Raw genomic sequence first — 23,925 nt, 5'->3', positions numbered from 1 at the left:
GGCTCCTACTTGTATCCGGCGGCCTGGCGCAGCGCCGCCACCAGGTCGTCCTGCTCGAAGAAGGCGCCGCCGGTCGCGTTCGCGACCTCCTTCAGCTGGGACGGGTCGGCGTCCGACCCGAACGCGATCGCCACCACCGGCACCTTCGCCGACTTCAGCGCCGCCAGCGCCGCCTCGCGTCCGTTCCGCTCGGACAGGCCGTCGGTCATCAGCACCAGCAGCCGCTTCCGGTCGCCGGACGGCGATCTGCTCAGCTCGTCGGCGGCCCGGTTCAGGCACTCGTACATGTTCGTGCCGCCGCCCGGCGCGTACTCGTTGATCTTCTCGGTGAGGCCGTGCAGGGCGGTGGCGTCGTTGCCGTTGACCGTCCACGGTCCCGCGGTGATCCCGCGGCTGAAGACCGTCACGGTGGTGGTGTCCTCCGGGTGGGTCTGCAGGAAATTCGCCGCCGCCTGGTCGGCGTCGAAGATCTGGCGGGCGGCCGCCTCGACCCCCGTCCAGCCGTCGTTGTCGCCCATCGAGCCGCTGCCGTCGAGGCAGTAGTGGGCCGCGACGGGGCGGCGGTAGTGGGTCTGGTAACGGTTCAGCGCCGCCTCGATCACCGGCGCCGCCGGGAACTGGATGCCCTGCTCGTTGACGGTCGCCTGGATGCCCCAGTCGGGGTTGAACACCGCGAGGTCGGGCTTGTCGAGGGTCAGCCCGATGCTGCTGGCCGGCCGCCGCCCCAACCCCAGCAGTTTCGCCTGCGCCTCCGGCGAGGTGAGCAGGTAGTCCTGCAGTTCGGTGAGGATCCGCCGCTTCCCGGCGTCGGAGTCGTCGTGGTGCGGCAGGAAGCCCAGCGGGGCGTCGCTGATGGCCAGCGACCCCCGCGGGTACGCCACCACCAGCGGCTCCCGACCGGCCTTGACCAGCTCCTGGTTCTTCTCGATGACCAGGTCCTCGTACGTGAAGAGGGTCTTGCAGTCGTCGGGGCGGGCCACGCACTCGTTCATGAGGGTGCCGGTCGACGGCGGGGTCTGGTCCATGGCCTTGATGAACCGGCTGATTCCGGTGTCGACGGCGGGCAGGTCCAACTGCTCCCGGGTCAGGGTCTTGCCGGGCCCGTTGCCGGCGAAGTGGTTCAGGAACCCGAACAGGACGGTCGCCCCGGAGTTGGACTGGGTGGGATTCGTCGCCCAGACCCGGGTCTTGCCCGACTCCACCGCCGTGAGGATGTCGCTGATCGACACGTCGGTGCGCCCGGCCAGGCCCAGCCGCTGCATCTCGCCGCGCCAACCGGCGTACACGACGGGGGTGAGGAACATCGGCTTGACGTCCTGCAGCGCGTTGGACTTGTCACCCACCTGAAGGAAGACGCTGCTGGCGAACCAGTACGCGTCGAAGGCCTTGTCGCCGGCGGAGAGCAACCGCGCCTGGTCGACGGAGCCCTTGAGGGTGGTCTCGCACCGGTAGCCCTTCGACTCGCACCAGGGCCGGACGATGGTGGCCAGCACCTTCTCCTGCTCCGAGCCGGCGACGATGCGCAATGTCGTGGCACCGTCGCGGCGCTCCGGCGGCCCATCCGACTTCCCACCGGTGGTGCATCCCGCGACCAGTATCAGCGCCGCCGCCCCGACCGCGACCAGTCCTCTGCCCCGCACCCGCGCTCCCCGATCTGCCCGGCCCCGGCCACCGCATCCGGTGGCCGATCTCTTGGTAGCAGGACCAAGCCACAGCACCGGCCGGCGGAAAGAACGCGAGATGAACGGCGGATCTCGATAGGACGGCTAATCGCGGAGTCGCCCCAAAGGGCCCCGGCCGGAGCCGCGCCCGCGCCGCGCGGACCCGCAGCGCCGGCTCAGGCCGGCACCTGCGGTCGCGGCACCGACCGTCCTGGTCAGGCGGTGCGGGGCGGGTCGGCCAGGGGCGTCGGGGTGGTGACGGACCGGGCGCGCGACCGGTTCGGCACCCGGTAAGTGACCGCGCCGGTGCCGCTGGCCGCGACCACGAACGCCAGCACGGCGGTGACCCACTGCCCGGCCGTGATCGTCTCCCAACCGGTGTTCTCGCCCTGCAGCGCGGTCAACAGCGACGACAGGAAGGCGATGATGCCGCTGGCCACCGCCGACCAGACCGCTTTCAGATAGGGGCCCACAGCTTCCTCCCGGTGGCTCGGGTGGATCCGCTCACTACCCACTGTGACGCCCCGGCAGTCGCCGTGTCAATGTCCATCCCCGACGTTTGCGCTGGTCAAGGGCGTCGGCCGTCGACCGGTCGGCGGCGGGCGCCGGCCGTGCGGCACGGCCGGCGCCGACAATCGTCGCTCTTCGCGTTCCTACGACACCGCCGGCGCCCGCTCCACCGGCGGGGCCGCGACCGACCGGCGTGCGGTCCGGGCCAGGCGGCTCGGCCACCAGGTGCGGGAGCCGAGATGCAGCGCCAGCGCCGGCACGAGCAGGGTGCGGACGAGGAACGTGTCGAGCAGCACGCCGACCCCGATGATGACCGCCGTCTGCACGGACGGCACCAGCGGCAGCACGCTCAGCGCACCGAACGTGGCGGCCAGCACCACGCCCGCACTGGTGATCACCCCACCGGTGACGGTCAACGCGTGCAGCACCCCGTTGCGGTGCCCGAGCCGCGCCGCCTCCTCCCGAGCCCGGGTGCTGAGGAAGATGGTGTAGTCCACGCCGAGCGCCACGAGGAACAGGAACGTCTGCAGCGGGATCCCGACGAACAGGTTCGGGTAGCCCATCGCGTCGAGGATCAGCCCGGCCGCGCCCAGCGCGGCGACGTAGGACAGGACCACACTCGCCAGCAACAGCAGCGGCGCGACCAGCGCCCGCAGCAGCAGCACCAGGATGACGAGGACGACCGCCAGCACCAGCGGCACCACCACCCGGTTGTCCCGGTCGACCGTCCGCTCCTCGTCGATCAGGTACGCGGTGTCCCCGCCGACCAGCGCCTGCGCGCCCGGCACGGCGTGCACCGCCGCGCGGAGCCGCTCGACCGTGTCCATCGCCGCGTCGCTGTCCGGCGTGTCGGCCAGCACCGCGGCGATGCGTACCCACCGGCCGTCCGGCGACCGTTCCGGCGCGCCCACCTCGGCGACCCCCGGCACGGTACGGGCGGCGGCCGCCACCTGCTCGGCCGGGCCGGCGGCGGCGACGATCTCGGCGGGCGCGACCGACCCCCGCGGGTAGTGCGCCTCGATCATCCGCTGGCCGGTGACCGAGCCGACCTCCTTGGTGAACGACTCGTCGTGCGGCATGCCGATGCTGAGGTTGACCATGCCGAAGCTCAGCGCGACCAGCGCCACCGCCGTACCCAGCCACACCGCGCGGGGGAGCCGGCCCACGAACCCGGCGATGCGGCGCCACAGCCCATGCTCGGCCGCCACGTCCAGCCCGACCGCGTCGGGCGCGTACCGGGGCACGAACGGCCAGAACAGCCACCGCCCGAAGATGACCAGCACGGCCGGCAGCAGCGTGGTCATGGCCAGCAGCGCCGCCACGATCCCGACCGCGCCGACCGGCCCGAGCCCCCGAGTCGAGGGCAACTGCGCGGCGAGAAGGCACAGCAGGCCGAGCGCGACGGTCGCCGCCGACGCGGCGATCGCGCCGATCGACCGGCGCAGCGCCACGGCCATCGCCGCGTGCCGGTCGGCGTGCCGGCGCAGCTCCTCCCGGTAGCGGGCGATGAGCAGCAGGGCGTAGTCCACGCCGACCCCGAAGACGAGCACGGTCAGGATGCTCTGGCTCTGGAAGTCCACGGCCAGGTCGGCGTACCGGGCCAGCAGGTACACCACCGCGCTGGCGAGCTGGTTGGCCAGCGCTACCGTGATCAGTGGGATCAACCACAACACCGGGCTGCGGTACGTGATGAGCAGCAGCAACGCGACGGTGCCCGCGGTCGCCAGCAGCAGCGCGGTGTCCATGCCGGCGAACGCGTCGAAGACGTCGTCCTCCCCGCCGGCCGGGCCGGTGAGCGCGGTCCGCAAACCGTCGGGCACGTCGGCGGTCAGGCGATCCTTGACGGCGGCCACGGCGTCGGCGCGCTGGTCGGCGTCCCCGGCGACGGGGAAGGAGAGCAGCAGCGCCCGCCCGTCGTCGCTGGGCACCGGCGGGGACACCTGACCGCCGTCGGCGTACGGCGCGAAGGCCGCACGGTCGGCGTCCACCCGGGCGCGGTCGGCGTCGGTGAGCCCGGCCTCGCGGACGTAGACGGCGACGGCGAGGGGCTCCTGCGAGTCCGGGAACGCCTCCTCCGCCCGCTGCACCGCCCGGCTCGCCTCGGCGCTGGCCGGCAGCGCGCCGAGGCTGTCGTTGTCCTGCACCTCGGTCAGCTTGATCGCCAGCGGCCCGGCCGCCGCGACGAGGACAAGCCAGAAGACGAGCATCACATACTTGCTGCGGCGGCCCGACGGCAGACCCGCCAGCCGGTGTCGCGTGGTTTCGTTTTTCCTGGTCATGCCATCGATCCTTCGGCCCGCGCGGCTCGAAGACAGGGGTGGCAGGTCCCGAAAGCGGGTGGTGGTAGCACCACCGATTCCCGTGGACGCCGGGCGGAGAATGACGCCGTGGACAGCTCCGTACGCTCGATCGTCTGGCGGCAGATCCGGCCCGGCGCGCTCGCCGCCGTGCAGGGCCTGGCCGTGGCCCTGCTGACCCTGACCACCAACGTGGCGCTGTTCGCGCTGTCGGTGGTCTCCCTCGCGCTCATTCCCGCGCTCGGCATCGGGTTCGCGCTCTTCCCGGCGGTCACCGTGCTCGTACGGCAGTCGCTGACGCTGCAACGCCGGCTCAGCCGGGCCGCCGGGGTGCCCATCGCCTCGCCGTACGCGCCGGTGCCCGCCGGCGCCCGGCTCGGCACCTGGCAGCGGTTCCGCTGGGTGGTCGCCGACCCGGCGACCTGGCGGGACTTCGCCTGGCTGATCCCGGGCACGGTCACCGGCGGCGTCTGCCTGCTCGCGTTCGTCCTGCCGGCGTACGGGCTGGAGGGCGTCCTGTTCGTGCCGCTGGTGCTCCACCTGACCATCGGCTGGTACGGCTACGGCGTCTTCTGGCCGATGGACACCTTCGCGGAGGCGTGGCTGGCCGCCCCGCAGGGCTGGCTGTTCCTCGCCGGCGGCCTGGCCGCCGCGCACTGGCTGGTGTGGCTGCACTTCCGATTCGCCGGCTTCTTCCTCGCCCCCACCCGCGCGCAGGAGCTGGCGCTGCGGGTCCGGCACCTCGCCGCCACCCGCGCCGACACCATCGACACCCAGGCCGCCGAGCTGCGCCGGATCGAACGCGACCTGCACGACGGGGCACAGGCCCGACTGGTCGCGCTGCGGATGAGCATCGGCCTGGCCGAGAAGCTCATGGCCGACGACCCGGCACGGGCGGCGCGACTGCTCAGCGAGGCGCAGGAAACCAGCGGCCACGCCCTCGCCGAGCTGCGCCACCTCGTCCGCGGCATCTACCCGCCGGTGCTCGCCGAACGCGGCCTCCCCGGCGCGGTGGAAGCCCTCGCCCTGACCGCGCCGCTGCCCGTGGACGTCGACGTGCGGCTACCCGGCAACCCACCTGCGGCGGTCGAATCCGCGGCCTACTTCGCCGTGGCCGAGGCGCTCACCAACGTCGCCAAACACAGCGGCGCCGCGCGCGCCTGGATCTCCGTCGCGCACCGCGACGGCCTGCTGGCGATGGTGGTCGGCGACGACGGCCGCGGCGGCGCCACACCGGACGCGGGGACCGGCCTGGCGGGTGTGCGACGCCGCCTGGCAGCCTTCGATGGCACGATGACCGTGACGAGTCCGCCCGGCGGACCCACCGTCGTGACCATGGAGCTGCCGTGCGCGTTGTCATCGCGGAGGACCTCGCCCTCCTCCGGGACGGGCTGACGCACATCCTCGACGCCTACGGACACCAGGTCGTCGAGGCCGTCGCCGACGGGCCGTCCGTGCTGCCGGCCCTCACCCGCCACCGCCCCGACATCGCCGTCGTCGACGTACGCCTGCCACCCACCTTCACCGACGAAGGCCTGCAGGCCGCCCTCGCGGCCCGGGCCCAGCTGCCGGGGCTGCCGATCCTCGTGCTGTCCCAACACGTCGAGCAGCTGTACGCCCGGGAACTCCTCGCCGATCGCAGCGGGGGAGTCGGCTACCTGCTCAAGGACCGGGTGTCCAACGTCGGCCAGTTCATCGACGCGCTCCGCCGGGTCGCCGGCGGCGGCATGGTGATGGACCCGGAGGTGGTCTCCCAGCTGCTGGCCCGCAACACCGGCGCGCAGCGGCTGGGGGAGCTGACCGCCCGGGAACGGGAGGTGCTGGGGCTGATGGCCGAAGGACGGTCGAACGCGGCGATCGCCGGGCGGCTGTTCGTCACCGAAAAGGCCGTCAGCAAGCACATCAACAACATCCTCAGCAAACTTGGGATGCCACCGTCCGATGACGACAACCGGCGGGTACTCGCGGTGCTCGCGTACCTGAACGGCTGAGGCAGCCACCGACATCGTTCGCGGCCGGACTGGTCAACGCCCGGCACTCGCTGCGTCTTTTGCGCCCGGCTCGGCGATGCCGGCGCGGGCAGGCTCTGCTCGCTCACCGCGCCGCCAGCCAGGACTGCTGACCAGGGAACGCGGAGGGCCGGTCGCTCCCGACCGGCCCTCCCAGACATCGCATGGGGATTGGCGGCGCTAATTGTCGCTTCGGTAGCCCGTGCGGTGGCCTGTCACTGCAGATGGAACCGTTCATCGACGGCGAGGGCCGCCAGCTGCGGCACGGAGAACGGCAGCGTGGTCAGCCCCGGCCGGTCGTCGCCCAGCTTCGCGCGCTGCGCGACGTAGACCACCACACCGTCCGGGTGCCGGTACGCCGCCCACTGGTCGAACCGGTCGTCACGGCCCGGTCGGACCACCACCCCGACCTGTGCCGCGCCGACGGTCACCGGCTGACATTCGCCCTGCATGCCCCAGAACTGCCGGGCCAGCGCGCACGGCTCGGTCGGCAGCTGGTTGCCCACGGTGTGCACCTCGACCAGCAAGAGCCCCATCCGTTCGCCCTGCGCCAGGGCGGCCGAGGACATGTAACTCCACGCCTCCACGCCGTTCACCTTGGCGTCGAACTGCGCCTGGTGGGCCCGCAACAGCATCTCGTCAGCGGGCTGGTCCGGCGGGTTCTCCGGCACGGTGTAACCGGCGGGCACGATCGAGACGATCTCGTCGAGCAGCCGGACCCCCTGGTCGTACCGCGAACCCGCCCGCGCGGTCCGGTCCTCCTGGGGCCGGCCGTCCGCTCCGGTCGGCCACGGCTCCTTCGTCTGCGACGACGGTTGCGGCGTGGCCAGCGGCCCGGGACCCGCCGGGCTCACGCCATTGGACCCGTCGACGCCCGGTGCCCCGATGGCCGCGATGCCCGTGACCGCGAGAACCACGGCCGCGGATCCGGCGCAGGCCCAGGCGGCACGGCGGCGGACGACGGCCCGTCGCGCGGCGGCGAGCGTGGCGGCCGTGTCCAACGGTGGCGGCGGGGTGGTGACTGCCATCTCGCTGCGCAGGGCATCGCGCAGCTGTTCTCCGTTCATAGTTCCCCCTTCTCGATCCCGACGTGCGCGGGCGACAGGAGGCCGCGCAGCGTATCCAGGCCGCGGGCTGCCTGGCTCTTCACCGTCCCAGGTGAGCAGCCCAGGAGCGCCGCGGTTTCCTCAACAGACAGGTCCTCCCAGTACCGGAGAACCAGGACGGCCCGCTGGCGTGGCGGCACGGCGGCCAGCGCCTGCAGCAGCACCAACCGGTTCTCCGGAGAGTCGGGCGGTGTCGGCCGCTCGGTGTCCTCCCCGCCCACTCGCTCTCGGCGCCACCAGCCGCGGCGCCGCTCATCGAGGAAGGTCCGGATCAGGATCTGTCGCACGTAGGCGTCGAGCACCTCGTGCCGGGAGACCCGGTTCCAGACCAGGTAGAGCTTCGTGAACGCGGTCTGGACCAGGTCCTCCGCCCGATGCCAGTCACCACAGAGCAGGTACGCGGTGCCCCGCATCGCGCCCGACCTCGCCGCGAAGTACTCCGCGAACGCCGCATCGCGGTCGCCCATTCAAGCCTCCGATCCCCGGTTCGGGATAGTCACGCGGGGTGGGTCTGCGGGGGTTGCTCCGCAGAACGAAATCTTCGGAGCACCAGGCGCGCGTGATGCCCGCGGTCCGATGACGACAACCGGCGGGTGCTCGCGGTGCTCGCGTATGTGAACAGCTGAAACTCGCGCAGCCCTCGGAGCCCAAGCATCCGAGAAGGAGTGCCACGCGACGGTATTCTGCACGACGGGTAGCGAAGGATGCCGGCAGAGTGACGAGGCCGGTGCGCGGGGCGCTCCAGGCCCCAGACGTCGATGGTGCCGAACACGCGGGGGAAACCATGTTCGAGCGGCTGGGCAGATTCGTCGTAGGCAGAGCGTGGTGGGTGATCGCCGGGTGGGTGGTCGCCGCGATCGCCATCATCGCCACCACACCGTCGCTGAGCGACATCACCTCCGCCGACCAGGAAAGCTTCCTGCCCCGCTCCTACGAGTCGGTGCAGGCCACCGAGCTCGGGCAGAAGGCGTTCCCGCAGCAGGCCACCGCGACAGCGATCATCGTCGTCAAGCGCGCCGACGGGCAGAAGCTCACGCCGGCCGACGAAGCGAGGGTCGGCCAGCTCGCCCAGGCGCTCAAGGCCAAGAACATCCCGCACACCTCCGGCTACCTGACCGGGCCGCAGGCGGTGGCGCCGGACAAGTCGGTGCAGGTGGTCAACGTCGGCCTCGATGCCCCCACCCCGGACGACCCGGCGCTGCTCGACGCCGTACGCGACCTGCGGGCGGACATCGGCCCGGAACTGGCGAACAGTGGGCTGACCGCGGGCGTGGCCGGCGACGTGGCGAGCTTCGTCGACAACGAGGACACCTTCAACGACGCCTTCGCCGTGGTCGGCATCGCCACGATCATCCTGATCATCGGCCTGATCCTGATCATCTTCCGCAGCCCCATCGCCGCGCTGCTGCCCGTGGTGGTCGTCGGCGTCGTCCTCAGCATCACGACCGGTCTCGTCGCCGCCGCCGGCAAGGCCTTCGACCTCAGCGTCAGCCAGGATCTGCAGACGATCCTGCTGATCGTGCTGTTCGGCATCGGCACCGACTACATCCTGTTCCTGCTCTTCCGCTACCGAGAGCGGCTACGCGCCGGTGACGACAAGCGCACCGCGATGATCGTCTCCGTCCAGCGGGTCGGCGAGGTCATCACGTCGGCCGCCGGAGCGGTCATCGTCGCGTTCCTCGTGCTGCTCCTCGCCTCCCTGGGCTTCTTCGGCTCGCTCGGCCCGGCGCTCGCGATCGCGGTCGCCGTCATGCTGGTCACCTCGCTCACCCTCATCCCGGCGGTCGTCTCGCTGCTCGGCCGGTACGTCTTCTGGCCGTCGAAGGCGTGGCAGCGTACGCCCAAGGCCACCGTGTCGCACCGGCTCGGCACCGCCGTCGGGCGCCGGCCGGCCCTCGTCGCGGCGGCCTCCGGCGTCCTGCTGGTCGCGCTCGCCGCGGGCGCGCTGTTCTACAAGGCGGACTACGACTTCAGCGCCGGCTTCCCGCAGGACACCGAGTCGGCGAAGGCCGCGGCAGACCTGCAGCGCGGCTTCGCCGCCGGCGCGCTCGCCCCCACCGAGGTCTACCTGAAGACGGATAACGGGTCGCCGCTGACCGACCAGCAGGTCAACGACTTCGCGGCGGCCGTGGCGAAAGCCCCGGGAGTGGGCCAGGCGCAGCCCCCGGAACGCAGCACCGACCCGAGCGTCGCCCGGGTCAACCTGCTGCTCAACGAGAACCCGGTCTCCAACGAGGCGATCACCCTCGTCCGCGAGGACCTGCGCGGCGCCGTGCACACGGCGGCCCCGCCCGGCACCCGGGCGCTGGTCGGCGGGTCCACCGCGATCTTCGCGGACATCAACTCGGCGAACAACCGCGACCTGTCGGTGATCCTGCCCGTCGCGGCCGGCCTGATCGCGCTCATCCTCGCGCTACTGCTGCGCAGCCTGGTCGCGCCGATCTACCTCGTGATCGCGGTGCTGCTCAACTTCGCCGCCACGCTGGGCGCCACGGTCTACCTCTTCCAGAGCATCCAGGGCGAGCCGGGCGTCACCTTCCAGCTGCCGATCATCCTCTACCTCTTCGTGGTGGCGATCGGCACCGACTACAACATCCTGATGATCGCCCGGCTGCGCGAGGAGGCGCGGGAAGGCAACGAGCCACACGAGGCAGCCGCCATCGGCGTGGAACACGCCGGCCCGACGGTCGCCGCGGCCGGACTGATCCTGGCCGGGACGTTCGCGGTGCTGATCCTCGCGCCCATCTCGTTCCTGCAGCAGATGGGCTTCGCCGTGGCGATCGGCATCGTGCTGTCGGCGTTCGTCATGTCGATGTTCTTCGTCCCCGCCCTGACCGCGCTGATCGGACACAAGGCGTGGTGGCCGGGCCACGGCGACGAACGGCCGACCACCGGGCGGCACGCCCGGCCCGTCAACCAGCCGGGATAGCCGGTCGAGGCCGTCGGGCCGGCGCGGTTGACCGCGGCGGCGGCCGCACAGGCGTACGCTCGGTGCCGTGGTCGCGACGGGGCGTCGATACCGGTACGTCGGCCCGGCGGACGTGCGGGCGTCGGTCGGCGACGCCCCCGCGGGCGCGCCCATCCGATCAGCGGTCGACCTCGACGCCTACCTGGCGGCCGCGGATCCGCGCGACCGTGACGAGCCGTTCACCTACGTCATCGACCCCGACGGCACGCTGCGGCTCGCGCCGCGACGCAGCGAGCACGTCGCCTGCGCCGGCGGCGGGGACGTCCTCGGCGCGGGGGAGATCGCCTTCGCCCGCGAGCGGGACGGCTGGGTCGTGACCGAGGTGAGCAACCAGTCCACCGGCTACTGCCCCGACCCCGCCTCCTGGGCGGCGGTGGCGGACGCCCTCGACCGGGCCGGTGTCGGCCGCCCGGAAGGCTTCACCGCGGCGGTCGTCTTCCGGCGCTGCCTCGCCTGCGGCGAGCGCAACGTCGTCCGCGACGACGACTACATATGCGCGCTCTGCGGCGCCGAGCTGCCCGAGGATGTGGAACCCCGGCTGACGGCCCAGCCGCCGACCGTCCCGCGGTCGCGCTGACAACCAACCCCCCGCGTAGTTGTTTCAACGAGCTGACTGGCTCGTCGCGGCCCACTCGCAGATCGCCGTGAGAGGTTTCTCCAGCGTGTGCCCGAGGTCGGTGAGCTCGTACTCGACGTGTTGCGGCGCGCTCGCCTTGACCACACGGCGCCGCACGAGCCCGTCGGCCTCCATCCCGCGCAACGTCTCGGTCAGCACCTTCTGGCTGATCCCCGGCAGGCGGCGGCGCAGCTGCGCGTGCCGCTGCGGACCGGCCAGCAGCGCGTAGATCAGCAGGACCCGCCACTTCGCCGCGAACCGCTCCAACGCCTGCCGCGTCGAGCAGCTTTCCTCGAGTACGTCGGGAATGACGAGAACCATCGGATCTCCCGGTCGTTCGGCGCTGCTGTCGATAGCCGGTCGCGGCGTCGGCGCCGTACCGTCCGGGCGCGCACAACTCGCGCAGTTCCCGGCCGTGGCATGGGCACCGCGAAGTGCCTTCTGGTCCGTGCCGGCTCCGCCGCCCTACCGTCAGGCCCAACCCTAATTCGCCGAAGCCGATCGGACGTAGTCGTGACCGAGTTCCGGACCAACACCCACACCGCCGCCGAACGCGTCACGTTCACCAGCGACGGCATCGACCTGGTCGGCGAGCTGCGGCTGCCGCCCGGCGACGGGCCGGCGCCGGCGCTCGCCCTCACCGGGCCGTTCACCGGCGTCAAGGACCAGGTCGCCGGGGCGTACGCCGAACGGCTCGCCCGGGCCGGGTTCGTCACCCTCGCCTTCGACCATCGCGGCTTCGGCGAGAGCGGAGGTCGCCGGGGGCACGAGGACAGCCAGGGCAAGCTCGCCGACCTGCGGGCCGCGGTCGAGCTGCTGCGGTTCCGGCCCGAGGTGGATCCAGACCGGATCGGACTGGTCGGCGTCTGTCTCGGCGGCGGCTACGCGGTACGGGCGGCGGCGGAGAACCCGCGGGTCAAGGCGGTCGTCGGCATCGGCGGCGGCTACAACAGCCCGGCCTGGTTCGCCTCGCGGATGGGGATCGACACCTACCGCTCAGCCCTCGCCGGGTTCCTCGACGCGTACGACGGTGTCCTTCCCGCCGTGGCACCCGGCGGCGCGGAAGCGGCGATGGGCGGCGACGAACCCTACGCCTACTACGGCACCAGCCGGTCCGCCTCACCACACTGGGTCAACCAGGTGACCCGCGGCTCCCTGCACACGCTGATGACGTTCGACGCGCTCGGCGCGGCCCCGCTGCTCGCCGCGACTCCGCTGCTGGTCGTGCACGGCACGGTCGACGCCTACTGCGCGCCCGAACTCGCCGCCGAACTGCACGACCGGGCCGCCGGCGAGACGGAGATCGTATGGCTCGACGCTACCCGGCACATCGACCTCTACGACGAGGAGCCGTACGTGACCGACGCGGCGGACGCCGCAGCCGCGTTCCTGCACCGGCACCTTGGCTGAGGCGGCTGCGCGCCGCGACCGTCAGGGCGTGTCGTGGGTCGGCCTTGGCCGCCGGGACCGGCCCGGCGGCCAGGGCCGCAACGCTCTTCGACGGTGCCCTGCGCGCCATTTTCTACCGCAGTGGCACGATGACCGTGATGAGTCCGCCCGGCGGACCCACCGTCGTGACCATGGAGCTGATCCGCTGACCGAATAGTTCTCAGCTGTTCACGTAGCTGGCCATGGCTGCTCGCCGACGGCCTGGCGCCTTGGCTCACTATTGGCCATCGCAGTCGCGCATCACAATGCCGTTTGCGTCGTAGGAGTGGACATCTGCCACCGAAACGCCGTAGGCAGGTCGGTCCCCGAGCGGAGTTACAGACTTCACCTCGGCTGTGCAGGGCTTTCGATAAAAGCCACGCCTCATGTCCCGAGTAGCCTCCGTCCAGGATTCGGCCTTGCGGCGGTCAAGAAAGCCTACTTCCCGTATGAAACGGGCGGCGTTGGCGCCCGTGATGATGAGCCGGTAGGAGGCCTGGGAGGCGTAACCGTGAAAGCTTTCACGGCCTGCGGGATGGCAATCACGGATAACCGAACGGACGCCGAGGCGGGCGAGCATCCGCTGAACCGCCCGCAGCCCGTCCAGGTCAATCCAGGTCAGCCTTATGGAGACGCCGCTCCCGGTTGACTGACCTTCGATGTGACCATCCGTATCGAACAATGCACGTAGAAAGCCGCGATAGAAGTCAGAGGAGCTCCGCTCCACATGACTCGTCACGGTCTTGTTGCCTCGCACGATGCCGAAGTCCCGAGCTAGGGCCGCAAGCCCTTTGGTGCCGATCCGTCGTTGGTTACTGGTGCTGAACCAGCCCTTGAAAGTAGGACCCACACCAAGATCGCGTATCGCACGCTCGATGTACTCCGAGACCGGTTGATCGCCATCGTTGTCCCAAATTGCACAGTAGGCGCGGCCGCCAGGGCCGAAGGTTCCATCCCCGACCAGGTGGCCGATCAGGTAGCCGTTGGCTTCTGAGCCCTCACCGTTCCAAGGGGCGACATCGTCGTGATCCGACAAGACGACCTTATCACCAGCTCGAAGTTTCTGTGCGGTCAACCAAGAAGTTGCCGTTCTGACCACCTGGTCCGCCCCGATGTTTGCCCTATAGCCATCCCGTGTAATCAGCTCCACAGTAGGTTTGGGTCCAGCCGGAAAGAAGCCTTCGGACAATGTCATGTGAGGCTTTCCGTCCAGGATCGCTAAAAACGGAACGTTGATCAAATCACGTGCTGGACGCGCGCCGCCCGAAGTCATGACCCAGGTATCAGAGTCGATACCCGCGTTGGAAGCGGTTATCTTCCGCTCCTTTCGATAAATTCGGACAGGGGTGATTTATGTATTGGTTACCGCCAAGCGGTTCCACAGCAATCGTCTGTGCTAAGTCCTGCAGCCCGCGGCACTCGATCGTACGGGGCGCGTCGTCCATGAAGGCTGATGGAGTTTGAGTGAGGCAAGTCTGGCCCACGACATCCAGTAGGGCCGAGTCATGCGGCGATTGCTCGGGCGGCGGCGTACATCTCGGCGGGCAGCGCGTGCTGCATACGCCACAGGATGCGCATCGGACGGTCGCCCGTGTGCGACTCATACGTCATGGGGCCGGCATAGAGGTAGACGGGCGCGCCCAGGTCGCCGTCGCCGATCTTGGTTTCCCGGACGAACAGGTGCACCGTCGAGCCGCGCTCGGCGTGCTGGATGTAGCGCTGCCCGGTCGCCGAGGCAGCCGACGTGGTGCTCTGTGACTCCCACTGGAAGAGCCTTTCGGTGATGGCCCGGTCGGCGTACATCGTGGTCGGGGAGTAGTGCGTCTCGGACTTGACCAGGGTGACGAAGAAGAGGTCAGCCTGGGCGTCCGGCAGCCACTTCACCCCCTCGCGCAGCGAGCCCGGGTTCGGCATCCCGAACGCGGCGCACGCCTCGTTCCGGCTGTACCGGGCGTGCACCCGCAGCGGCACCTCTTTGAGACCGACCGGCTCGGTGACCCGGTGGATTCGGTCCCGCAGCACCTCCGCCACCTGCCGCAGCTCGGTGCACCGTGCCGGGTCGGCCCAGACCCGCGCCAGCCGCTCGTCCCGCGAGGTCAGCGGAGCGTGCGGCCCCCACAGGTCGAAGTGCAGCAGGTCCCATAGGCGCCCCGCCTCGGGCCGCTCACCGCCTGTGACCCGGATCAGCAGGTCCAGCCGGTCGGGGTCGTCAATGTGCAGCATTCGCCCGATGGCCCGGCTCAGCTCGCGGTCGTCCGGCCCGGGCGCCGAGCTGTCCAAGCCGGCGAGCCGCCGCAACCCGGTCCATCCGCCGATGCCCGCCGACCGGTAGACGTCCTCGATCTCCAAACCGCTCTCCCGCAGGTACTCCGCCAGACTCACATCACCGAGCTGCCGCAGCTCGGCGGTGAGTCCGGGCTTCGAGGTCGGCAGCGCCGACTTCAGGTTGCTAAGCACGATCTCCTTCGCCACCCGGTCCAGCTGTACGTGGCAGCCGCTCGGCAGCGACGGAAAGTCCTGCTCGACGGTCTCCCGGATCACCCGCCGGCTTACCCCGGCTAGGGCCCGCCAGCGCAGGTCGAAGCGGAAGTTCGCGTGCTGCCCGCCGATGAAATCGAGCACGGTCAGGCAGGGCTTGTCGTCGTCCAGGCGCAGCCCACGGCCGAGCTGCTGAAGGAAGATCGTCGCGCTCTCGGTAGGCCGCAGCATCAGGATCGTGTCGACCATCGGCAGGTCGACGCCCTCGTTGAACAGGTCGACCGTGAAGAGAACTCGCAGCGCCCCGCTCTTGAAGTCCCTGAGCAGGGCTTGCCGACCAGCAGGATCGACCCGCGAGGTCACCGCCGCCGACGGTACGCCGTTGCGAGTGAACCACCCCGCCATGAACTCGGCATGCCCGATGCTGACGCAGAAGCCCAACGCCCGCATCCGCGCTACGTCGACCAGGTCCCGAGCCGCCCGCAGCACTGCCCGCGCCCGCGCGTCGTTGCCGGTGTAGAGGTTGTCCAGCTCCGTCGGGTCGTACCCCTGCCCGCGCTTCCACCGGAGCTGCGACAGGTCCACGTCGTCGTGCAGCCCGAAGTACTGGAACGGCGCCAGCAATTGCCGTTCGAGTGCCTCCCACAGATGCAGCTCCACGGCCGCATGGCCGTCGAACCACCGGCGCACGTCGCCGCCATCGGCCCGGTCGGGGGTCGCGGTGAGTCCCAGCAGTACGCGCGGCCGCAGCCGCTCCAACAAGCGGGCGTACGTCGGTGCCTCGGCGTGATGGAACTCGTCCACGATCACCATGTCGTACGCCTCGGGGTTGATTTCCCGCCGATGCAGCGACTGAATCGAGGCGAAGACGTGCTTCCAGTGCTGTGGCTCCCGGCCGCCGACCAGCGTCTCACCGAAGCTGCCGTCCCCCATCACCTGCCGGAACGTCGACAGGCTCTGCCGCAGGATCTGCTCCTGATGGGCGACGAAGAGCAGCGAGTCGACCGTGCCTGCGCGGTGTAGCCGCCGGTAATCCAGCGCCGAAACCACGGTCTTCCCGGTGCCGGTGGCCATGACAACCAGGTTTCGGTGCCGGCCGTGGACCTGACGCTCGGCGTCCAGGTCCGCCAGGATCTCCGCCTGATACCCGTACGGCCGCACGTCCAGGTTCGCTATCTCGGTCGGTGCGTCGCCGGGACGCTCCCCACTGAGGGCGTGCCGGAGCCGGTCGGCATCCCTGGCCGGGTCATACGCCTCGAAGGCCGGATCGTTCCAGTAATCCTCGAAGGTCGCGGTGAACGTGTCGATGACGTACGGCTGCTCCAGGTTGGATACGCGGACGTTCCACTCCACCCCGTCGATCAGGGCGGTCCTCGACAGGTTCGACGATCCGACGTACGCGGTGCTGGTGCCGTTGTTACGGCGGAACAGCCACGCCTTGGCATGCAGCCGCGTGGTCCGGGTCTCGTAGGAGACCTTGATGTCGGCGCCGAGTTCCGCAAGTCGGTCGAGGGCCCGCTGATCGGTCGCACCCAGGTACGTCGTGGTGATGATTCGCAGCCGGCCACCGCGGGCGATCAGCTCGCGGATGGCCGACTCAACGATGCGCAGGCCGTGCCACTTGATGAACGCGCAGAGCAGGTCGACCTGGTCGGCCGAGGCCATCTCGCGCGTGACCTCGTGCCCAATCCGCGGCTGGTGCCGGCCGTTGACCAGGAGGGCGCCGCTGGAGAGCGGGGTGGTTGGGCGCGGCGGAAAGACGGGCTGAGCGGGTGGGATGGGGGGTGCGGCGATGGCGTGCAGGAGTTGCTCGGCGTCGGCAATCTGATCCTGCTGATTTGCCGCCTGCGGGCTTAACGCACCGATGGCGTCGGCCATACGGTTTGCCAGCTCAATTTGGCGCCGGAACCTGTCGTCGCCACCACCGACGGCCTGGAGGGCACGCCGGGCCAGGGCGGCGACGTGATGCGCGAGAGTGTCGGGCGCATCGGCAGAGTCGAGGCCACCGCGCTGGATACGCGCGGCATCCATCGTGCTAAGCCGCTGAGCCAGATTCTCCGTGATCAGGTGTTCATAGATGCCCCGCTCAAGATCCGTCACTCGGTGACGTTAACCAGCCGGCCGCTCGTCCATCACCCCATCGACGGCCAAGATGCGGACCCGCTCGTCGTCATGCGCCCGACCGTGTACGGAGGCGACCTCCGCGATCGGTCGGCCGGCGGCGACCATCCGCCTCGAAATGCGCCCATCTGGAGGGTTCGGCAACCGTCTCAAGTAGCCCGCCATATGACTGGCAGCTCTGCATAATGGAGACGTCAACTCGCAAGCCGCCCAATCGCTTCAGCAATAGGGGCCCAAGGCGCCAGACCAGCGGGGGCAGGTTTCTGCGCTTCCGCCCCCTGATAGAGCGTCACTCCACTGGTCACAAGAAGCTCGGCACTTCGGGCATGAGCCGGGTGTGTGGTTAAAGCTTGTTTCAGATGCGGCGCGGCCAGGACCGGAAGGTGGAGCCCCAGCGCCTCGTTGAGGATGCCGAGGGCGAGGTTGTCGCTGATGCCGAGCGCCCACTTGTTGATCGTGTTGAAGGTGGCGGGGGCGACGACTACGGCATCCGCCTTGGGCAGCACGTCCGGCTCGCCCGGCCGCCGCCACTCCGAGCGGACCGGGTAGCCGGTCTGCGCGGACAGGGCCTCCGTGTCGATCCAGGTCGCCGCTGTCGGTGTCGCGATCACGCAGACGGTCCAGCCGTCTGCCAGCAGCAGTTCGATGAGTTCGCCTATTTGGAGGGCCGGCGGCGCGGCGCAGACGACGAGGTACATGACCCTCTCGTCGGTCATGTGAGCAGCCCGGCGCGTACCGCCATCGGTCGCAGGCCGGGTGTCGCCGATCGGCGTTCCTTGGACAGCAGGTTGAGCAGCAGCGATCGTGCCTGGACGTTGGCGCCGAGCACCTCAGGCGCGACGCGCTCAGCCTCCAGGAGGTGGAGGACGGCGAGCGAGCTGCCGTCGCTGCCCGTCGCGCTTGCCTCTGCGAGGTCGAGGTGAACCTGTGCCCGTCGCCCGACCAAAGCGATTGGCAGCCGGGAGGTATCCAGCCGACTACCGATGTCGATGGCACGTTCGGCATTGCCGGCCGCCACGGCTGCGGACACCGCGTGGATCGTGACGTTGGTTGGCCCGAATCCGGTCCACAATCGGTTCTGGTCGGATCCGAGGTCGTTGGCGACTGTTTGTGCCTGCGAGAGGTGACGTCCAGCCCGCTTCGTGTCACCCCGTCGCGCCGCGATGATGGCGGCCAGAAGCAGAAGCGCGCCCTGCGCGGATATCAGGTCCGGGTGGGGCGACGACCGCAGTCGCGCCAAGTGGTCGATGTTGGCGTCGGTGACCGCCTCAGCCTCGGCGATGCGATCCGGGAACCGGAGTAGGGCGCACGCGGCCTGGTAGGCGGCGACCGCCGCCAGTGCCTGATCGTCGGCGAGCTGCGCCGAGGTCGCGGCCCGGTCGGCGGCGAGGAGCGCCGTCTCACCGTCACCGACCTTGCATCCGATCTTGGAGGCGGCGACGTATGCGGCGGCGAGCATCTTGAAGGCCGTCGCCCGATGGATGCCTGATCCGGATCGGGTTAGCCCGGTCGCGACACGGAGGACATCCGTGATGTGGCGCGAGGCGGGGACGTAGCTGGCTCGCTGATACAGCCCGTGCACCCGGGCAACGGCGCGTCGCACTTCGGGCAGTGAGGCGGAGGGGCTTCCGGCGGTGTGGTTCGGCAGGTAGCGCGTGAGGAAGGCGCGCAGGTCAGCGAGTAGGTCGGCGCGGGTTGCGGGCGGGGTATGACCGGTGCTGTCTCCCATGATGCTTCCTCGGGGCGTCGCGACGGAGACATCATCGAGGATCTCCTGAAGCTGGTCTAGGGGCATCTGGAGGGCATCGGCGATCCGGATCCGGTGCCACGGTTGGGGGTCGTTCTCGGCCCGCTCCCACCGCACGACGGTGGACCGCTCCACGCCCAGGGCCTCGGCCAGTCGCTCCTGGCTGAATCCGAGCATCTTGCGTCGCTGCACCAGCCGGTAACGCTTGAGAGCCACTCGTCCATCCTCCCGGGATGACGTCACTCTAGTGAGAGTGCGTCGCCGTCCACGTGACGGGCAGTGCCTCAGTTTTGCCTCATTTGAGCGCCGCTAGCGCTGTAGTTCCTGCTCACGGCCGGTTTCAGAGTGGGGGTCACAGGCCCGGGGCGGGTGCTGGGCTCCGGGCGGTACGGGCGCGCGGCCGTACCGGGCGACCCCACCCGCCTCGGCGCCACCTGACAAAGAAACGGCGCTGCCGACCGACCAAGGAGGGCCATGGACTCGATTGACGAGATCCTCGGCGAGCTACCCCTGCCGCCCTACGTGACCGCCGAGGACGTTGGCTTCGCCATCAGGGCGGTCACCGTGCACGCCGCCGAGCAGTGGCCCGACGGCCTACGGTGCCGTAACGATCGTGCCCCGCATCCGTGCCGGCTGCACCGCTGGGGCTGGCGGGTCTTGGACCAGCGCGGCCTCACGGACCGCCAGGTCGAGCTGCTGGTCGCCGAGCAGACGGCACCGCGGCGATGATCTATCTGACCGGCGAGCGCCTGCACCCGCACGACGTTCGAGTCGCCACCTTCGACAGCCGGTGGCGCGGGCTCGACCCGGACCAGGTGCACGACCATCTCTACCGGGTGGCCGACGAGCTGGAGCGACTGCACCGCGAGCTGACCACGGCGAACACCGAGGCCGAGCGCATCCGCCAGGCGTTGCGTCAGTGGCAGTCGCGGCACACCACCTGTCGCCATCAGGAGCCAGGAGCGGGCAACAGCCGGTGGCCGCGATGACCGCACCCCGCTGGATCATTCACCTGCCCACCACGCTGACCAGCCTCGACGGCGCAACCATCCTGGCGGCGGCGCTGCGTGACTCGCTCGCGCACGTCAACGCCATCGACTTCGGCGAGACCACGCTTAGCGAGGAGGACCGTCAGTTCGTGCGTACCCGGATTTGGTGTGACGCGATGCTCGGCGGCGGCGGCGGCCGCTGCGGGCGGCGCAACGACCACGACGGCCCGTGCGGGGTCACGGATGAGGAACCACCCCGGTAACAGTCGTGGAAAGGGCCAGGGCACCTGCCCCCCGGTGCGGTGACAGGTGCCCTGGCGGTCGGAGCGGTTCAGGTCAGGAGGCGCCGCCCGGCTGGACGACGCCGTTGACCTTCAGGGTGTACGGCGCGTACTGGTTGACCTGCTCGGTCGGTTCGTCGTAGGCGACCACGGCCACGACCTTCGGGAACAGGCTCAGCACGGCCAGTTGCGCCCGGTTGAGGGTGAGGCTGGACTTGCCGTTGAACTCGAACTGCCAGGCGAGCGAGTGCTGCTCGTCGAGGCCGATCAGGCGTACGTTCCAGTTGTTGACGCTGATCGGCTTGATCTCGGTGGGGGAGTCGAACGGGGTGAGGCTGCTGCCGTCGCTGACCGTGGTGCCGCCGACGGTGATGTCGTCGATGAGCCAGCCGCCTTCGTTGACGCCGCCGTCGCTGACGTAGCGGAAGCCGAGCAGGACGGACTTGCCGGCGTACGCGGACAGGTCGTAGCTGTGCGCCTCGAACCCGTCGGTGGTGCCGTTGACCGCGGGGCCGAGCGGCCCGTCGACCGTCTTGTCGCCGGGGATGGCGGTGTAGGTGACGCCGCCGTCGGTGGAGACGGTGACGTAGCCGTAGTCGAAGCCGAGTTCCGCGCCGTATTTGGCGACGAAGCGCAGCGTCGGGTCGGTCGTCGGCACGGTGACCGGGGTGACGGCGCCGGCGTCGGTGTTGTTGCCGTTGCCGGAGAACAGGACGGGGTTGCCGGCGCGGTCCGGGTCGTTGGTCACCACGGTCCAGGCCAGCGGCAGCGCCGGCAGGGTCTTGCCGCCCTGGAACGACAGCGACCGCAGGTCACGGCCGCGTAGCAGCTGCCCGTCGGCCTTCTGCAGCGGCACGTAGTCGGCGCCGTTCGGGGCCGCGCCCGGGGTGGCGTTCGCGGCCGGGTTGGCCAGGTTGACCGTGGAGCGCAGGCTCTTGCTGGTCACCCGGCTCTTCGACACGCCGAGCATGACCCCGAGGCGGGAGTCCCCGACGATTTTGTCGACCAGCGTCATCGTCTGGTAGTCGTGGATCACCTGGTACATGTCCTTGGCGCCCTCGGCCTTCAGCGCCGCGCCGAGGCTGGCCAGGCCCTGCAGGTCACCGTCGTTGTGCAGGCGGTGGACGATGTCCGTGCCGTAGCGGTCGTAGAGGAACTGGATGAACGAGTACGCGTTGCCGTAGTCGGCGAGCACCGCGTTCGCGTTGGGGCTCTCGTCCCAGAGGTTCAGCGAGTTCTCCGGGCCGCCGCAGTCGCGCGGGTTGGCGTTGTACGGCGTCTGCACGGTGCCGAAGCCCTGGTAGCAGAAGAGGTGGCTGTCGGCGCCCCGGTCGAAGACGGTCGCCGTGGTGTCGACGTAGCCGGTCAGCGTCTGGGCGAAGTCGGACAGGCCCTCGTTGAGCCAGGTCCCCTCGAACGGGTCGGTGTAGTAGTGCGCCAGGTGCTGCCACTCGTGGGCGAAGGTGCCCTCGTAGCTGAACGGGCGGGCCGGGCGGCTGGTGCACAGGTCGCCGGTCGGCTCGTCCGGCGGGTTCGCCCCGGTGCGGTGCAGCCAGTCGTACGCGTCGACGGTCATCACGTTGCGGTCGAACAGCTCGTTGAGCTGCGCGGAGAAGAAGCCGGCGATGTAGGTCGGCGCGGCCGGGAACTGGTAGTAGTTGTCGTCGCGGACGTTGTCGATCAGGGTGACCGTCTTGTTGCCGCCGCCGGTGTAGACGCCGCCGTTGCCGTTGGCGTCCGGCCCGATGAGGGTGTTGGTGCCGTCGCGGTCCGGTGGCCGGCTGAACGCGGCCGTCTCCTTGGGGTACATGTTGGTGTCGAACTCGTGGACGAAGTTCTGTACCTGCGCGTCGGTGATCTGCGTCGACGAGGCGACCTGGTTGCGGCAGTCGTTCGCCGGGAACGCGAGGTCGTTGGCGACCCACACCTCGATGTTGTCGCCGACGCCGCGCAGCGTGTAGTCCTTGCGGTAGTAGCTGCCCTGGATGTCGTCGAGCCCGAGCCACTGCCGGACCGTGCCGACCGCCGGGGTCTCCGGCGCCGCCTGCGCCTTCGACCGGGCCTGCGCGCGCGGCTGGTAGCGGGCCGGCGTCTGGACCTTGCGGCCGTCGAGCGTGAAGTCCTTGCGGGTGAGCTCGCGGGTGTCGTCGCTGGGCCGGCCGTTCGCTGCGGCCGGCTGGGCGGGCGCGGCCGCGGCGCCGGTCGCGGGAAGGACACTCAGGAGCGGTACGACGAGTGAGATGGCTGCGGCACCGGCGATCCGGCTGCGTGCCATTGGCCCCCCTTGGGTCTGGTGAGTCCGGTGGACGGGGTCTCCGTCGAGATCCACCGGAATGACATCCACGTTCGTACGCCAGATAGTTGCCTTTGGCAATGACCTGGCCGCAAGATCCGCCGCACCGGCCGCGTCGTCCACCGGGGCGAACCGGACCCGGCGGGGCCGCCGAGGCAGGCCCAGGGGAGGGGCGTCGGGCAGTAAGGCCAGGTCAACCGACCCGCAGGGCGGCGGCTGGCGGCCAGGTGCGGTCGGCGAGCGTCATGCCCTTGCGTCGACCCGGTCAACTGTCCGGCGGCCGGTCCCGCAGGGCGGTGACCGGGATCGGGCCGCGCGCCTGGCGGGCGACCGCCGCGAACCAGCCGAGGTGGAACCGGTCCTCGTCCGCGACGAACGCGCGGCGCAGTTGGTGCCACGGCAGCCCGGGGTGGCGATGGTGCACGCTGTGCAGGTTGAACGCCAGCACGAACGTCTCCAGCGGACGCGGCAGGGCCAGGTTCATCGCCTCCAGCGGCGCGTCCAGCCGGGTGCCGTAGTGGTAGGCGTTGTCGGCGAGCGAGACCAGCACGGCCCGCCCGGCGACCGCCGCGACAAGCAGCCAGGCGTGCCGGCCGTACGCGACCGCCGACGCGGTGTACAGCGCGACGGTCGCGGCGGCGTCGACCCGGAACTCCCGCAGATGCCGCCGTCGCACGGTGGTCAACAGCATCCCGGTGACCGTGTCGGGAGCGTCGAGCCGGCGGGCGACCCGGCGCCAGCCCGCGGCCGGTACGGCCGCGAGCCCCACGGTGGCGACCTCGGCGAGGTAGAGCCCGCCGAACAGCCGCAGGTAGTAGCCGGGCGCCCGGGCCAGCCACGTGGTGTGGGACGGGTCGAAGATCTCGGTCCGCTCCCGCTGCGTGCGGCTGTAGCGGTGGTGCAGCAGGTGCCCGGTCTTCAACAGGATGAACGGCGCGCCGTACCCGACGGCGAGCATCCGGCCGAGCCGGTCGTTGGATCGGCGGTCGGCCAGCAGCGAGCCGTGGATCGCCTCGTGCAGCACCGACCACAGTGGAATCGACAGCGCGACGAGCGGGACCAGCAGCCACGCGGCGACGCCCGTGCGCGGCAGCAGCCACAGCGGCAACACGAAGAGCTGGAGCATCAGGCAGCCGGCCGCCGCGGTGACGAGGGTCAGCGACGTGGTGGTGTGCGGCCGGGCCCGGAGTGGCGCGGGGGTCTGCACGGCTCGTACCGTCCGCCTGGAAGGCGACGGCCGCGCAACCGCCGCGCGACAGCTCGATGTACGGCCGCGGACGAACGCGGTGCGGTCGGCAAGCCCGCTTGAACTGGCAGATGCCGAAGCCCCGCCGCCGATGACGGACAGCTACCCCAGCCGTAGCGCCAACGCGCCGGCCCTCGACAGCGACACTCGTTCGCTGCCGGGGGCCGGCGCGGGC

Annotated in this window: 20 protein-coding genes; 8 read left to right on the top strand and 12 right to left on the bottom strand. The window is 70.4% G+C overall.

Annotated features, from left to right (window positions below; all coding sequences use genetic code 11):
* Positions 1-5: 5 nt before the first annotated feature.
* The 3 genes from O7603_RS16090 to O7603_RS16080 form a co-directional block, all read right to left on the bottom strand.
* A complete protein-coding gene (locus tag O7603_RS16090; protein WP_281576524.1) occupies positions 6-1,640 on the bottom strand; it encodes a vWA domain-containing protein in 1,635 nt (544 codons plus the stop codon).
* Positions 1,641-1,876: 236 nt separating this feature from the next.
* A complete protein-coding gene (locus tag O7603_RS16085) occupies positions 1,877-2,134 on the bottom strand; it encodes a hypothetical protein (RefSeq protein ID WP_281576523.1) in 258 nt (85 codons plus the stop codon).
* A 180-nt stretch (positions 2,135-2,314) separates the two neighbouring features.
* Positions 2,315-4,378 (bottom strand): MMPL family transporter, encoded by a 2,064-nt coding sequence (locus O7603_RS16080; protein ID WP_281576712.1) that lies wholly within the window; start codon positions 4,376-4,378, stop codon positions 2,315-2,317.
* Between the two features lie 180 nt (positions 4,379-4,558).
* On the opposite strand from O7603_RS16080, the gene O7603_RS16075 reads away from it, so the two are divergent.
* A complete protein-coding gene (locus O7603_RS16075) occupies positions 4,559-5,863 on the top strand; it encodes a histidine kinase (RefSeq protein WP_281576522.1) in 1,305 nt (434 codons plus the stop codon).
* Entirely contained in the window at positions 5,815-6,459 is a 645-nt protein-coding gene (locus O7603_RS16070) for a response regulator transcription factor (protein ID WP_281576521.1), read from the top strand. The genes O7603_RS16075 and O7603_RS16070 overlap by 49 nt, the downstream gene beginning before the upstream one ends.
* Before the next feature lie 233 nt (positions 6,460-6,692).
* Here O7603_RS16070 and O7603_RS16065 read toward each other — a convergent pair whose 3' ends face one another.
* Both O7603_RS16065 and O7603_RS16060 read right to left on the bottom strand, forming a co-directional pair.
* Complete coding sequence (locus O7603_RS16065) at positions 6,693-7,544, bottom strand: hypothetical protein (protein ID WP_281576520.1); 852 nt, start codon at positions 7,542-7,544, stop codon at positions 6,693-6,695.
* Complete coding sequence (locus O7603_RS16060; RefSeq protein WP_281576519.1) at positions 7,541-8,050, bottom strand: SigE family RNA polymerase sigma factor; 510 nt, start codon at positions 8,048-8,050, stop codon at positions 7,541-7,543. Before O7603_RS16060 ends, O7603_RS16065 begins: the two co-directional genes overlap by 4 nt.
* Positions 8,051-8,367: 317 nt before the next feature.
* On the opposite strand from O7603_RS16060, the gene O7603_RS16055 reads away from it, so the two are divergent.
* Together O7603_RS16055 and O7603_RS16050 are read left to right on the top strand one after the other, a co-directional pair.
* On the top strand, positions 8,368-10,512 hold the full coding sequence (locus O7603_RS16055; protein ID WP_281576518.1) for an MMPL family transporter: 2,145 nt from the start codon (positions 8,368-8,370) through the stop codon (positions 10,510-10,512).
* Between the two features lie 67 nt (positions 10,513-10,579).
* Positions 10,580-11,128, top strand: a complete 549-nt coding sequence (locus O7603_RS16050) for a hypothetical protein (protein ID WP_281576517.1) — start codon at positions 10,580-10,582, stop codon at positions 11,126-11,128.
* 24 nt (positions 11,129-11,152) lie between these two features.
* Here O7603_RS16050 and O7603_RS16045 read toward each other — a convergent pair whose 3' ends face one another.
* The gene (locus O7603_RS16045; protein ID WP_281576516.1) at positions 11,153-11,488 is read right to left on the bottom strand and encodes a helix-turn-helix domain-containing protein; all 336 of its coding nucleotides are present in this window, start codon (positions 11,486-11,488) and stop codon (positions 11,153-11,155) included.
* A 192-nt stretch (positions 11,489-11,680) separates the two neighbouring features.
* Here O7603_RS16045 and O7603_RS16040 point away from each other — a divergent pair, with 192 nt between their 5' ends.
* Entirely contained in the window at positions 11,681-12,577 is an 897-nt protein-coding gene (locus O7603_RS16040; RefSeq protein ID WP_281576515.1) for an alpha/beta hydrolase, read from the top strand.
* A 256-nt stretch (positions 12,578-12,833) separates the two neighbouring features.
* Here the strand turns inward: O7603_RS16040 and O7603_RS16035 are convergent, their stop codons facing one another.
* From O7603_RS16035 to O7603_RS16015, 4 genes are all read right to left on the bottom strand, one after another.
* The gene (locus O7603_RS16035; RefSeq protein WP_281576514.1) at positions 12,834-13,868 is read right to left on the bottom strand and encodes an LAGLIDADG family homing endonuclease; all 1,035 of its coding nucleotides are present in this window, start codon (positions 13,866-13,868) and stop codon (positions 12,834-12,836) included.
* A gap of 230 nt (positions 13,869-14,098) precedes the next feature.
* Positions 14,099-17,173, bottom strand: coding sequence for a DUF3427 domain-containing protein (locus O7603_RS16030; protein ID WP_348651064.1), 3,075 nt, complete (start codon positions 17,171-17,173; stop codon positions 14,099-14,101).
* Positions 17,174-17,388: 215 nt separating this feature from the next.
* On the bottom strand, positions 17,389-17,910 hold the full coding sequence (locus O7603_RS16020) for a flavoprotein (protein ID WP_281576511.1): 522 nt from the start codon (positions 17,908-17,910) through the stop codon (positions 17,389-17,391).
* Positions 17,907-19,157 carry a helix-turn-helix transcriptional regulator gene (locus tag O7603_RS16015; protein ID WP_281576510.1) on the bottom strand — a complete coding sequence of 417 codons (1,251 nt, stop codon included), beginning with the start codon at positions 19,155-19,157 and terminating at the stop codon, positions 17,907-17,909. Before O7603_RS16015 ends, O7603_RS16020 begins: the two co-directional genes overlap by 4 nt.
* A 258-nt stretch (positions 19,158-19,415) precedes the next feature.
* Between O7603_RS16015 and O7603_RS16010 the strand changes: the two genes are divergently transcribed.
* From O7603_RS16010 to O7603_RS16000, 3 genes are read left to right on the top strand one after another with little or no spacing between them, the layout of a single operon-like run.
* Positions 19,416-19,670 (top strand): hypothetical protein, encoded by a 255-nt coding sequence (locus O7603_RS16010; protein WP_281576509.1) that lies wholly within the window; start codon positions 19,416-19,418, stop codon positions 19,668-19,670.
* Positions 19,667-19,930 carry a DivIVA domain-containing protein gene (locus O7603_RS16005; RefSeq protein ID WP_281576508.1) on the top strand — a complete coding sequence of 88 codons (264 nt, stop codon included), beginning with the start codon at positions 19,667-19,669 and terminating at the stop codon, positions 19,928-19,930. Before O7603_RS16010 ends, O7603_RS16005 begins: the two co-directional genes overlap by 4 nt.
* Positions 19,927-20,193 carry a hypothetical protein gene (locus tag O7603_RS16000; protein WP_281576507.1) on the top strand — a complete coding sequence of 89 codons (267 nt, stop codon included), beginning with the start codon at positions 19,927-19,929 and terminating at the stop codon, positions 20,191-20,193. Before O7603_RS16005 ends, O7603_RS16000 begins: the two co-directional genes overlap by 4 nt.
* A gap of 73 nt (positions 20,194-20,266) precedes the next feature.
* Here the strand turns inward: O7603_RS16000 and O7603_RS15995 are convergent, their stop codons facing one another.
* Both O7603_RS15995 and O7603_RS15990 read right to left on the bottom strand, forming a co-directional pair.
* Complete coding sequence (locus O7603_RS15995; protein ID WP_281576506.1) at positions 20,267-22,486, bottom strand: choice-of-anchor J domain-containing protein; 2,220 nt, start codon at positions 22,484-22,486, stop codon at positions 20,267-20,269.
* Between the two features lie 283 nt (positions 22,487-22,769).
* Positions 22,770-23,711, bottom strand: coding sequence for a fatty acid desaturase (locus O7603_RS15990; protein ID WP_281576505.1), 942 nt, complete (start codon positions 23,709-23,711; stop codon positions 22,770-22,772).
* Between the last annotated feature and the right edge of the window lie 214 nt (positions 23,712-23,925).

Origin of the sequence: Micromonospora sp. WMMD812, assembly GCF_027497215.1 — a bacterium.
Lineage (GTDB): Bacteria > Actinomycetota > Actinomycetes > Mycobacteriales > Micromonosporaceae > Micromonospora.
This window is presented reverse-complemented; position numbering and strand designations above follow the sequence as displayed.